The sequence below is a fragment of the Pseudomonas sp. UBT genome (genome assembly GCF_050915955.1).
In the GTDB taxonomy this organism is placed as follows: domain Bacteria; phylum Pseudomonadota; class Gammaproteobacteria; order Pseudomonadales; family Pseudomonadaceae; genus Aquipseudomonas; species Aquipseudomonas antarctica_A.
Genome location: NZ_CP168079.1, coordinates 4,404,410 through 4,415,903, shown reverse-complemented (window position 1 = coordinate 4,415,903; position 11,494 = coordinate 4,404,410). Strand labels below are relative to the sequence as shown.

At 55.3% G+C, this 11,494-nt stretch carries 14 protein-coding genes and 1 tRNA gene; 4 read left to right on the top strand and 11 right to left on the bottom strand.

Features of this window, described 5'->3' with window-relative positions:
• Positions 1-47: 47 nt before the first annotated feature.
• The gene (locus ACDZ94_RS20365) at positions 48-719 is read right to left on the bottom strand and encodes a Bax inhibitor-1/YccA family protein (protein ID WP_064452861.1); all 672 of its coding nucleotides are present in this window, start codon (positions 717-719) and stop codon (positions 48-50) included.
• A gap of 152 nt (positions 720-871) precedes the next feature.
• Here ACDZ94_RS20365 and ACDZ94_RS20360 point away from each other — a divergent pair.
• Positions 872-962 (top strand) — tRNA-Ser (locus ACDZ94_RS20360).
• 127 nt (positions 963-1,089) lie between these two features.
• On the opposite strand, the gene ACDZ94_RS20355 is transcribed toward ACDZ94_RS20360, so the two are convergent.
• The 3 genes from ACDZ94_RS20355 to ACDZ94_RS20345 are packed head-to-tail and all read right to left on the bottom strand — an operon-like array spanning position 1,090 to position 2,957.
• On the bottom strand, positions 1,090-2,154 hold the full coding sequence (locus tag ACDZ94_RS20355) for a tyrosine-type recombinase/integrase (protein WP_432750720.1): 1,065 nt from the start codon (positions 2,152-2,154) through the stop codon (positions 1,090-1,092).
• A gap of 4 nt (positions 2,155-2,158) precedes the next feature.
• Positions 2,159-2,395 (bottom strand): DUF4224 domain-containing protein, encoded by a 237-nt coding sequence (locus tag ACDZ94_RS20350; RefSeq protein ID WP_432750719.1) that lies wholly within the window; start codon positions 2,393-2,395, stop codon positions 2,159-2,161.
• A 43-nt stretch (positions 2,396-2,438) separates the two neighbouring features.
• Positions 2,439-2,957 (bottom strand): HNH endonuclease signature motif containing protein, encoded by a 519-nt coding sequence (locus ACDZ94_RS20345; protein WP_432750718.1) that lies wholly within the window; start codon positions 2,955-2,957, stop codon positions 2,439-2,441.
• A gap of 366 nt (positions 2,958-3,323) precedes the next feature.
• Between ACDZ94_RS20345 and ACDZ94_RS20340 the strand changes: the two genes are divergently transcribed.
• A complete protein-coding gene (locus ACDZ94_RS20340; RefSeq protein WP_432750717.1) occupies positions 3,324-5,120 on the top strand; it encodes a glycosyl hydrolase family 28-related protein in 1,797 nt (598 codons plus the stop codon).
• Between the two features lie 146 nt (positions 5,121-5,266).
• Here ACDZ94_RS20340 and ACDZ94_RS20335 read toward each other — a convergent pair whose 3' ends face one another.
• From ACDZ94_RS20335 to ACDZ94_RS20315, 5 genes are all read right to left on the bottom strand, one after another.
• Entirely contained in the window at positions 5,267-5,719 is a 453-nt protein-coding gene (locus ACDZ94_RS20335) for a hypothetical protein (RefSeq protein ID WP_432750716.1), read from the bottom strand.
• Between the two features lie 49 nt (positions 5,720-5,768).
• The gene (locus ACDZ94_RS20330; RefSeq protein WP_432750715.1) at positions 5,769-5,999 is read right to left on the bottom strand and encodes a hypothetical protein; all 231 of its coding nucleotides are present in this window, start codon (positions 5,997-5,999) and stop codon (positions 5,769-5,771) included.
• The gene (locus ACDZ94_RS20325) at positions 5,996-6,325 is read right to left on the bottom strand and encodes a hypothetical protein (RefSeq protein WP_432750714.1); all 330 of its coding nucleotides are present in this window, start codon (positions 6,323-6,325) and stop codon (positions 5,996-5,998) included. Before ACDZ94_RS20325 ends, ACDZ94_RS20330 begins: the two co-directional genes overlap by 4 nt.
• A 97-nt stretch (positions 6,326-6,422) precedes the next feature.
• The gene (locus ACDZ94_RS20320; protein WP_432750713.1) at positions 6,423-6,911 is read right to left on the bottom strand and encodes a hypothetical protein; all 489 of its coding nucleotides are present in this window, start codon (positions 6,909-6,911) and stop codon (positions 6,423-6,425) included.
• 395 nt (positions 6,912-7,306) lie between these two features.
• Positions 7,307-9,355, bottom strand: coding sequence for a DNA cytosine methyltransferase (locus tag ACDZ94_RS20315; RefSeq protein ID WP_432750712.1), 2,049 nt, complete (start codon positions 9,353-9,355; stop codon positions 7,307-7,309).
• 75 nt (positions 9,356-9,430) lie between these two features.
• On the opposite strand from ACDZ94_RS20315, the gene ACDZ94_RS20310 reads away from it, so the two are divergent.
• Entirely contained in the window at positions 9,431-9,931 is a 501-nt protein-coding gene (locus ACDZ94_RS20310; RefSeq protein WP_432750711.1) for a hypothetical protein, read from the top strand.
• 69 nt (positions 9,932-10,000) lie between these two features.
• Here ACDZ94_RS20310 and ACDZ94_RS20305 read toward each other — a convergent pair whose 3' ends face one another.
• Entirely contained in the window at positions 10,001-10,603 is a 603-nt protein-coding gene (locus ACDZ94_RS20305) for a hypothetical protein (RefSeq protein ID WP_432750710.1), read from the bottom strand.
• A gap of 29 nt (positions 10,604-10,632) precedes the next feature.
• Here ACDZ94_RS20305 and ACDZ94_RS20300 point away from each other — a divergent pair, with 29 nt between their 5' ends.
• Positions 10,633-11,109 (top strand): hypothetical protein, encoded by a 477-nt coding sequence (locus ACDZ94_RS20300; RefSeq protein WP_432750709.1) that lies wholly within the window; start codon positions 10,633-10,635, stop codon positions 11,107-11,109.
• Here the strand turns inward: ACDZ94_RS20300 and ACDZ94_RS20295 are convergent.
• Positions 11,106-11,468, bottom strand: a complete 363-nt coding sequence (locus ACDZ94_RS20295; protein ID WP_432750708.1) for a hypothetical protein — start codon at positions 11,466-11,468, stop codon at positions 11,106-11,108. The genes ACDZ94_RS20300 and ACDZ94_RS20295 overlap by 4 nt on opposite strands.
• Between the last annotated feature and the right edge of the window lie 26 nt (positions 11,469-11,494).

Sequence of the window (11,494 nt, the reverse complement as noted above, 5' to 3'; positions counted from 1 at the left end):
AGGCCCCGCATCTTTCGATGCGGGGCCTTTTTTTATGCCGCTAGCAATCAGTCATCACGGCTCATGATGCCGAAGATCTGCAACAGGCTGATGAACAGGTTGTAGATCGACACATACAGGCTGACGGTCGCCATGATGTAGTTACGCTCGCCGCCGTGGATGATGGCGCTGGTCTGGAACAGGATGCACACGGAGGAGAACAGCACGAAACCGGCGCTGATCGCCAACTGCAGACCGCTGATCTGGAAGAACATCCCGGCGACCACTGCTGCCAGCAACACGAAGAAGCCTGCAGTAATGAAGCCACCCAGGAAGCTCATGTCCTTGCGGCTGATCAGCACGTAGGCCGACAGGCCACCAAACACCAGGGCTGTCATGGCAAACGCCGAGCTGACCACTTCCGCACCGCCGGCCATGCCGAGGTAACGGTTAAGGATCGGGCCGAGGATAAAGCCCATGAAACCGGTCAAGGCAAATGCCGACACCAGGCCCCAGGCCGAATCGCGCAGCTTGTTGGTCAGGAAGAACAGGCCGTAGAAGCCGATCAACACGACAAAGATATTCGGGTAGCCAACGTGCATTTGCTGCGCTACATACGCCATTAAGCCGCTGAATGCGAGGGTAAGGGCGAGCAAGCCGTAGGTGTTGCGCAACACGCGGCTGACTTCAAGCTGCTCAGCCTGCGCGTTACCATTCACTGCGTAATTCTGTTCGCGCATGGCGACACTCCTTCAGTTTTGAAACATTCAGTCGCAAGGATCATAACAGACGCTCTGTAACAAGCCATGGCAAGAGTTTGACAGTGTGTTTCATTCGGGTATTATGGCGCCCGCTGACACGGGATGGGCTACTATAATCCTGTGATGCAAAAGGGAAATTGGCAGAGTGGTTGAATGCACCGGTCTTGAAAACCGGCGGACGTTAATAGCGTCTCCAGGGTTCGAATCCCTGGTTTCCCGCCAAGATTTACACGAAAGCCCCGCGAATGCGGGGCTTTTGCGTTTCTGGGGTTTGGTATAGCCATAAGCTTAGAAGCTGATCATTTCCGCATCAATTCAGGCGGTTTCCGCAACTCGCTGCAAGGCGGGGTCAGCGGGTCGGCTTCACGATCTCCCCGACACGGCGGTAAACCGTCTCGGTTATCCGCTTGTCCGTGTGCCCCAGCAGTCGACTTGCATCCGCCAGATCAAGGATCTCGCTTGCTGCTTTCGGGCGAATATCACGGAACTGGAACTGGCGAATGCTGGCTGCCAATACCCCGTCGCCTTTCTCTCTGGCCTTAGCGATAGCCTTGTCGCGCGCGTCGTCGAATCGAAGGCGAAGCATGTGCTTGGTAACCTGTCGGCCATCCTCAGTGATGATCAGGTATGGGTTTCGAACGCTACGTGTTCGGCGCTGCTCGATGAGCCGTTTGACCAGTGCGCCAAGATCATTCATGACACCCGCTGCGGTCAGGCGTATGCGCAGTTTTTTGGATGTCTTGCCTTGGGCAACCTGCAGGAACTCGTTCACTGCATCAGCCTCTCTCATCGATAGCACGTCCGCTGGGCGCTGGCCGGTTAAATAGGCCAGGTCCATTGCATCACGTAGCTCCGATGCCGCGACCGCGTAGACAGCGCTCCAAATTTCTTCGGTTGCATAAAAGTCGCGAGGCGCTTCTTTGTTCTTGCGCACGCCGGCGGCAGGGTTGTTTTCGGTGAGACCCCACTCGCGCGCGATGTTGTAAATGTGTGACAGCAACGATATTTCCCGGTTGGCGCGTACCTTCGCTGTGCGGCCGTCTCGGTACTGCGCGATGATCTGCGGTGTCACCGCGTCGATGGGAGCATCGGTGAAGGCTTTACGCAGCTGCTTCAGGCTCAGCAGATTATCGCTTTGCGTCTTCGGCGCTTTGCCGGGGATGATCTCTCGCTCGTATCGGTCGAACACCTGGCCCAGAAGGGCATTCTTCTTCGGCACCGGCTTGCAATCGAGCTTTGCCCATTCAGCCTTGGCGATATCCAAGTCACCCCCGAGCGGGATTTCCACCCGCTTCCCGTCTTCATTCCTTCCGTCGTAGTAGTAACCAACCCACTCTTTACCGCCTTTCAGCGTACGCACCCGCCGAATCATCCGTGGCGGCAGGTCCCTGTTTGCCGCCTTTTTTGCTCGCATCGTTTTATCCTACTTTTGATAGATCCAGCGCCCAGGCTTCGGCCGCGACGTTTTCTGCTGACGGTTTCACACCTGCTAGTTTCATGCGGGCGTAGACGCGGCCCACTACCGGTCGACGCGAGCGGGTCAGCACATATTTCCAGCCGTTTCGATTGAGCCAGGCGATCTGGCCTGACGGGATCATGTAGCCAGTGATTGCCGCGATCTCTTCCTCGGCAAGGGTTTCGCTTTGAATTTCCATAGTGGTGTCCTTGCCGCGCTGTGCGGCAGAAGGTGGGTTAGGTTTATGCTGCCGCTTCAGAAGTCGCGGCGTATTCAGTGAGCCTTGCTCTTACGACCTCGGCATCTGCCTGTGCCGCCTCCAATATTTCGTGGTATCCGCCGTAGAAGAATTTCCCTCGGCACACCATCTGGACGTGCCATCGATTCTTTCGCCCGTCCCGATAAACGCCATGTGTTCCGCTCGCGCCGCGCCCCTGGCTGTTCCTTGCGCCGTACTCCCGGTTGCGGCAGTTCTGAGAGGGCGTAGCCTCTCTGAGGTTTTCCCATCTGTTGTCGTCCTTGGTTCGGTTCATGTGGTCAATCAGTAGGTCGGCGGCGGGGTGACTGCCAGTCATGTAGAGCCACGCAAGCCGGTGCGCCTGGTGCTTGACGCGGTCTACGGCGATTGTGATGTAGCCGTTCTTGTCGAAACGCCCAATTCGCCGCTTGTGGTTGGGTGGTGTGCGAGTGAAAGCGCCTGTCTCAGGGTTGTAATGCAGCTTTTCTAGCAGGCGAGCGTGTGTCAGTTCTCGCCTTTTCATAGGCGAAATCGTCCTCGCCCGCCGCTCACCGGCAGGCATGTAGGGGGTTGGGGGTTACGAGGGGCGATTTACTTCTGCACCGCGCGTGGCCGTTGGCGGCGCAGTAGTAATAAGAATATCTACGGGCCGATCCGCCAGCACGTACCCAGAGGGACGAAATTGTCGGTGCACCGCCAAGAACATTTGGAAACCATTGCCTTGCAGCTGAATATGCACGCGCGCAAGCCCTTCGATTTCAAATGTTCGATCGAAGTGGTGAGTTAGGTGATGCAAAAGACTATCGTGATACGGCACAATACTTTTACTTCAATTCAACAGTCGTGTTTCACTCAGCTATAGCAATCGCATTTTTACAGGAGATTTACTATGACGGATTCATCTATTCTTGCCCCAAAAGAACAACAAGGTCGACTTGAGGCGCTTGATACCTCTGTAACGCCAGAGTCGCTTGATGTAATTCTGCCTAGAAAAAGCGCAGCGGCTGTTCGCCAATTGCCTAAGACTGGCGCACCGTATGCTCGTACATTTGACTACGGCATAACCTCCTTCACGGGTGGCGGTGGCGTAGATTACCAATTGGATCCTGCCGATACTGTTTCTGTTGATAATGGTGGAACAATCCTGGTGAATCCAGTTGACGGCGGGCGTTGGAAAGCGTCTAGCCTTCCTTACTATAACCCACGCCAGTTTGGTTGCACTGGGGACGGTGTAACGGATGATACAGTCGCGTTTCAAAACTGCATTAATGCTGCGATAGCCGCAGGGGTCGAAATTCGTATCCCTTCTGGTATCTACCATATTACGTCAACGCTAAACTTTGATTTGAGTGATTCTACTAGTTACTCCGACAGGCGCAAGATTGATATGCGCGGAGGCGGCATTCAAACGTGCAGATTTAAATTTACTGGCACTGATGCTTGCATTAAAGTTACTGGTGGAACAAGCAAAGCAACTATACCATCACAGATGTTTCAAGTATTTTCTGGTTTCGCTATTACGGGCCAAGACGTGCCTGGGACTATTGGGTTCTACCAAGATACTTGTCAGCATATTTTGATGCAAGATATTGAACTTACCTTAATGGACGTGGGTTTGAAGCTTCTGGATGCGGATTTCTCTTCATTCCAGAAAATAATTATTCACTGGAACAATATAGGGGTCATTGCTGAACAACGCAGCCCTAGACTTATCAATAGCACAGCGCCTAATGGACTTGACTTCATTGGCTGCCAAATTGCGGGCAATAGAAAGTACGGTGCCGCCTTTGTCAAAGGCTCATGTATTAATTTCTATGGTGGAGATATTGAAGGCAACGGAATTAACGGAGACGCTAATTCCTTCGGTCTTCTATTTCAAGACTGTGGTGTTCAAGGTGGCGTAGGCGCCAACCTTAACGGCGTCTACTTTGAGCAAAACAGTGGAATTGCTGATGTTTGGGTTAGTGCAAGTAATGCGCCTGATGCTACTTTGAATCCTAACCATTGTGTGCATAATATCGAAGCCTGCTCATTCAATCGAGTGAGTAAGGATTACCTCACTATCACTAATATTTATGCTACGTTCGACTCATCTGTCGCTGGTAAGCAAAAGTTAAATGTGCGTTCGTCTGGCTTTAAAGGCTATGGGGAGTATGCCGCATCAATCAATCGTCCTTATATTAAATTTGGCATTGATAAAATGAACGCCTACAATTTTCATGCTGAGGGAAATATCTTCCAAGATGATGTCGAGGCCATTCCGCAGCAAGAGTACTTCAGTTGTGTCGTTGGCTTGAGCGCAAATCAATTAGTGACTCCAGGCATACTGACGGACGTTGCTTTTACCTCGGAAATTTTTGATCCTAGTGCCCTATTCGACCCGGTTCGCGCAACTTACATCCTTGCTCCTGTTACCAATAGATACACGGTTACTGCCAATGCCAACTTTACTGCTAATTCAATAGGTACTAGGTTGCTGCGGGTCAATGTGAATGGAGTAGAGGTGATGAATGACTCCAAGAATGCCACCGGAGGTGGGAATAATACTTATCTTGGCTTAACCGTTGAGCTTTCTTTGAGCAAAGGAGATAAGGTGAGTATGCAAGTGTTCCAAGATACATCAACCTCGCTTAATCTGCTTTCGCCTTCTACACGGCTGAGTTTTAAAAGCGCTTCTCCGACTTAAGATTTAACCAAAAGAAGCCATTCCCTGCTAAGTCCGGGAGTGGCTTTTCTCTTTCTACGACAAAACACATATTGAACTGGAGCAAATGTTGGCTGACTCCAGCCATCGCCAAGGCGAAGCGCTAGAACGCGCACCTGGTCGCAAAGCTATTTGTACCGGCCGATTTTCGTTTTTGCGCAGATAAACATGCGTGTATGCCTCGTCAGCCGCTTACCGGCAGGCATGTAGGGGGATTGGGGGTAGGGTTTTGCTTTCGATGCCAGCTCGCAGTTGGCGGCCAGCTTCAGCAGGTTGCGGGTGGTCGGTTTGAAGCCTTCCGTGTTGGGGTACATCGCGAGGTGATGCTCCTCGGGGTATGGCTCGAACGGTCCATGCCAGGCCCACATGCGATACCAGTCATTCCACACGGTGTAAGCTTCTTGTCCGTCGCCCCAGTAGTCAGTCCCGCCACCGACCGATGGAACATGGCTGACTCTCGTCTTCTGCTCGTAGGCCAACTCGGATGGCTCATCCTTGTCGATCCACGACTCTCTGTAGTAGTGGGACGAAAACAACTGAATAAGACGCTTGCTCAGCTTCTTCTCAATGCGAGCTTTCATGGCCTCGGCCCCTTATATATGAAGACGTAGGCGAACCAGAGGGTGGCGATCATGGCGTCACTCCATCAGGTTTGTATTTGGTCAGACGCCACTTGGTGTTGTTGCTCTGACTGTGGTCCGACTCGACCAGGCCTTCGCGCTTCATCAGCTCCAGTTCGCGGCGGATCTGCTTTGTGGTGAACGGCTCGATGTGGAACCGGAACCACCAGGTGCAGAACCAGTTGTCGCGGGAGCCGCCGGCGCCGCTCATGTATGCGGTGATCTGCTGGCGGAGGCTCACGGCGTCACCTCGCGGCGTGCCCACCAGCAGACCCGCCCGTCGTCGGTGTCATGGATAGCCAGGCAGAACCAGCCTTCGCCATCAGGCCGATCCGGCTCCCAGTAGCTGCAGTCAGGGCCGCCTGCTTCGAAATAGCGCTCAGAGACCGCTTCGTCGCTGTGGTATTCGAGGCTAACCATCTTCACCTGCAAGCCCTGTGTAGCGATCCAGGCCTTGCACTTATCACCGTCGCCCTCGTCGAAGTCGGGCATGTCGGGGTGAGCGAACATGCCGTATTCATCGCGCACGACCGGGGCTGGCTGGATCAATTTGATTTCTTCAGGCATGACGATTCCTTTGCCGCTATAGCGGCTGACTTTGAAGGGGGGGGGGTTACAGGTTTGTCGCGAAGAGTGCGGATGTACTCCTATCGGGATTTGGCGTTCAGCTGGCTGGATGCGTTGCGTTCCATTGTTCGAAAGCTTCTTGAGTGCTGGCCGCCGTGATCTTCTCGTCGCAGGTGTAGCAGTGCGCTACGCCGCCAGCGGCCCCGACATCTCGATGACCGTTCTTGCATGGGTGCATGCGCCATTCAGTATCCTTAGGGTTCAGGAACTCGCGCATCTCAGTCAGCACCTGGTCATGCTCCAAATCGTTCGGCTCAACGTCTTCGTGGCACTCAATCTCGGTATCGAAGTTGGCAACGATGCGCTGGATCAGCGACGTAGCAGTGTCGACCCGCTCATCCGCTGCGCTCAGGCGCCGTTGCAGCGCTCGCTCGCGCCGCTCTGCAGCAACGCACCCTTCGGCAGCGGTAAGGAAGCATTGCACTGCGCTGTCATAGTCAGAGCCCAGCACAACGTTGATTCGGCCCAGGGCCTGGCCTTCAACAAGCCCTGCCTCGGTTACGTGGTAGCGCTTTACTTCGGACACAGATATTTCCTTGCCGGGCCATGCCCGGGCGGTAGAGTGCTTGGATTGCCGGAGTCAGCTAGAGTTAGCTGAACAGGTATTAGGAGCGCTGCATGACGTGTTTAATTTGCAACGAGCCAGCGACCGAAACTGATGTCGGTGACGATTACGAGGAAAGGGTCTGCCCAAGCTGCGGACACTATCGGATTACAGAGTCGGCACTTTTATTGATGAAGACCCATGGGTGGAGCTTTGATGTGGAGCTCGCTAGAACATGGATCGCCCATCAGAAGAATTATGGGTTTGTGCCGACGATCGACTCGTACCAGGCAAGTTGTTTGACTGGCGCTTGAGCAGGAACGCCTGAGCTGTAATTGATACATGCCGGGCTATGCCTGGGCGGTGGAGCGGGGGTGTTACGCAGCGCGTGCTTGGCGTTGTTCGGTGCGCCATGGGTCGTTGGCCCGTGCCAGCGCTGCCATTGGCGGTGGGCTGACGCTGTTGCCGCACATGTGAACCTGCTGAGTCTTGGTGAACGGTTTGCCGTCGGCACCGTGGCTGATGATGTAGTCGGAGGGGAATCCCTGGGCCTTGTACAGCTCGGCCGGCTTCAGCATCCGCAGGCAGATGTCGACGATCACATAAGGCGTGCCTTTGACCATCACGGTGACCATGGCCAGACGGTCCTTGGTGGTTATCGTCGGCGCCGGCGAGTCGCATGCGCTGATGTTCTCGGTACCGTAGTAGCTGATCAGGAAGGCGGCGACGCGAAGGGCACTGGCTTCGTGCTCAGGCGATAACGTGAGCGACACCAGAGAGCTCTTGCCGCCGCCGCCGGCTGTGATGGTCGGTGCAGGTTCTTCCAGACCCTGACCGATGCTGCCGCCGAATGCCCGCTCCATGAATGCGCTGGCCAACCCGTGGTGCTGGCCGCCGGCGCTGATGGTATGCAGCGGGTCGTTGACGTCCCGTGCATCGCAGTTGTCACGCAGGTGCACCAGATTCGCCACCGCCAACTGCTGCTGGCTGCCGGTGTTGGTCACCGTGGTCATGGGTTCGTGCATGCCCTTGGCGTGCGTGGTGTTGAATCCGCCATTGGCCTGGATCATCACCGCAGCGCTGACGGATTGGCCGCCGCCGCTGGCAGTGACAGTGCCGATCGGCCCGCAGATGTCGTTCACCCCGTGGGAGCGGCGCTTGTTTGCGCCAGAACCTTCGCCGTGCCCGGCCTGGACGATGCAGGCGGAAGCCAGTGCGCGGTGGTTCTGCGTCATCAGCGTGCCCACCGGCTGGTCCACGCCCACCGGCTTGCCTGAGTACTCCGGGCCACCAGCCCCAACCATCAACGGGCTGATCAGCGTCAGCTCGCCGCGATTGGCGCAGGTCACCGTCGGCAGCGGTTCAAGCGGGTCATTGATGCGGTCGCTGCCCTGGTGCGTTGCAGGTGCGATGATTGGGCTGACCACCGAGAAGGCGCCGCCCTTCGGATAGGAAGTGACGGTGCGCAACGGCTCGTCGGCTGACTGCACTGCCTCGCCGGACCAATTGGCAATCGGCACAATGAACGGCGACGCGCTGTCGATGACGAACTTCTTCATGCCCTTGGCAACGCGGCGCAGGGTGGCCGGGGCCAGGTCTTTCTTGCGGCCGAAGATGCTTTTGCCCAGGTCGGTGAAGTCGATGCAGTCAGCGGCGGTCTTCCACTTCTGCTGGCCCTTGGCGGGGTTCTTTGCGTGAGTAGGCTCCGGCCACACGATTGGCTGACCGTCGCACCGGGCGATCATGAACAGGCGCTCCCTGCTGGTCGGCGCGCCGAAGTCGCACGCCTTGATCACCTTCCACTCCACGGCGTAGCCCATGCCTTCCAATAGCGCTACGAATCGGCGCCAGGTGCGGCCGCGCTGTTTCGGGTCGGGAATCAGGAACTGCTGACCCACCGGCACAACCTCACCAGGTGCAGCAACGTCGCCGCTGAGTTTCACCACGCGCCCGGTGGCCTTGTCGCGCTTGGCGATCAATCTGCCCCACTGCAAAATTTGCTTCACGTTTTCCAGGCTGATCACCCGGGGCCGCTTCATGCCCGCCCACTTGAGGCCGATCCACGAAAGGTTGCGAATCTCGCGCTTGCGCGGCTGGCCACCGGCTGCCTGGGAGTGGTGCGTGCAGTCGGGAGACATGTGGAACCAGCCGACGGCCTTGCCGCCACACTCGGTGTCAGGATCACCCTCGAACACGTCGGTGGTGAAGTGCTTAGCGCCTGGGTGATTCACGGTGTGCATGCTGATCGCTTGCGGGCTGTGATTCTTCGCCACGTTCACCGCGCGGCCCAGGCCCATTTCCAGCGCGGTACCGGCGCCGCCACCACCACAGAAGAAGTCGACAACGATCTCATCGTCCTGAGGGTTGAAGCCGAGTCCGTATTGGGTTTTGAAATCGAAAGGGTGTTTCTTCTGTTGTGCGGACATAGGGGATCCTCGCCGGCTGGCGTGATTCGTTGATATGGGGTATTTCTGTCGCCTGAATTATTTTGGAAATGAACAATGATTTCAGGTGACGATAGAGACAGGCTAACTCGGCTTATAGCTGAGTTTCACGATGAGTCTGATAGAGGGTGCGCCGTAATTGCTATGTGTGTTTTGGAAGAGATGCTTCTAAAACTAATCAAAGCTCGGCTACCTGATTGCGCTAATGATGAGCTTAGAAATCTAGCTCCGGTAGGTCGCCTCTCCGCAGCTGTGGATAATGCATTCCTGATTGGGGTTCTCGGCGAACGCAACAAGAAAGAGTTTAAGCAGCTCATAAAAATCCGTAATCTATTTGCGCACAAACCTCTGGAAGGGCTCACTTTTGATAATCACGATGTTGTTCACCTGTGCTCAAAACTTGTAATGTGCGACATGTTTGAAGAGTTTGATTATGAGCCATCTAGAGGCCGATACATCATATCTGTAGTTATGTTGTACTTATCAATGCACCACGAAGTTGAAGAAATAGCGAAGCTTGCTATTTTGTCTGATAGAGGCTTCGAAATCTCGGATTGAGCAAAACTTGGATGCCATTCAATGTACCTCTCTGTTTGACGCGTTACGGTTGACCGGCATGGAGCCGGATCAGGCGGTGAGGCGTTCGCCAATCACGGTGGTGGTGAACTGAATGGTGTACTCGGTGACCATCTCGAACTCGCCGCTACAGGTGTCGCAGGTCATGTTCTTGTCGCCGTAATCTTCAGCCTCGATGTGGATGACCGTGGCGCAATGCGGGCATTTGCATTCGTCCTGGCTTCGATAATCCCACTCGTCGTATTCGCTCTCGGCCACCTTGGCCAGCGCTATGGCTTTCGCAACTGCGTCTTCTGCGTCCTGGCAAGGTTTGCAGGTGAAGCCGTCAGGGTGGCCCCACGGTGCCTCCGTGAGCTTCGAGCGGTGAGTGCTGCACAGGCGGCAAACGTTGTGCTTATCGCACACCGAGTAGCTGTACTTCTCACCGGTTCCGTTGCACTTGGCGCAACCAGAAACCCAGTACCAGGCGCCATCGATTCGCTCGGCGTACAGGCCGTTTTCCGGGGGCCGCAGGCTGACTTCAGGCAGGTCAGAAGTGGTACGGTGAAATCTGTGATGATCCGCCCCGTTCCACACGTTGAGGCTGCCGTTACGCTGGCGCTGGGTCCACTCACCCGGGATCTCCGTGATCAGGATCTTGGTGTTCTTGTCCATTGATTATCTCCAGTCAGGCGCCGCCCTCCGTGACCGGTGGTGGCAATTTGGTTTTGGTTGGGGTATTACGGGTGACCGGCATGGAGCCGGCTCAGGGAGGATTAATGCCTTTAAGCTCAGAAGAAATTGTCAGAGGCAATGTTGCTATTTTGAATGGAGATCTACTCCTTATAGATCCGCTTGTCCAAAGCGGAGACCACGGAAGGATTGGCAAGCGTCCGTTTCTCTGCTTAAAAAGTGAAGGAGGGAATTCCAGATGGATGCTACTGACAACTCAAATAAGTCCGAAACGGCTATCGCTGGACAAATGGAAGCTGCCTGGATCAGCGAAGTGGATGTCAGACAATCAGTATCTGCATGATGCAAGAAAGATCTTCATAGGGCCTAATGAGAGCTTCATGGCAGCAGCTCTAGAGGAGCTACCGCACAGACCGCATCGTCGGCCATCTTTGAGCGAGGACGGCGTAGTCGCAGTAGAACTGGAGGTAGAAAAATACCTCGGCTAACCGCAAGAGGATTGAGGATTTAATATTTCATCCCCTGGATCGCTAGCCAATTCTATGATGCTGCTCTCGTAAAACCGCCGCGACACCTTTTCGCTTATCTCGTAAGGTGTCGTGACACACTCAAGCATCTTCGCCGCCGTATCGAAGTCGGCGGCGATCACGTTGCGCAATAGATTCTGAAACACCTCCTGCTGATTGTTGAAGCCGTGCTGCTTCATAAGGCGCTTGATGTCGGCCTTGAAGGCGCCGGCCACCTCAACCGTAAACTTCTCGACGCCCAACGCAGCGTTCTTCTCGTTCGCCTTCTCGCGCTTGCGGCGCTGCTTCTTGGCTTCCGCCGTCAGCTCTTCCTCGGCCATGGCCTACCTCTTCTATTCCGCTGGCC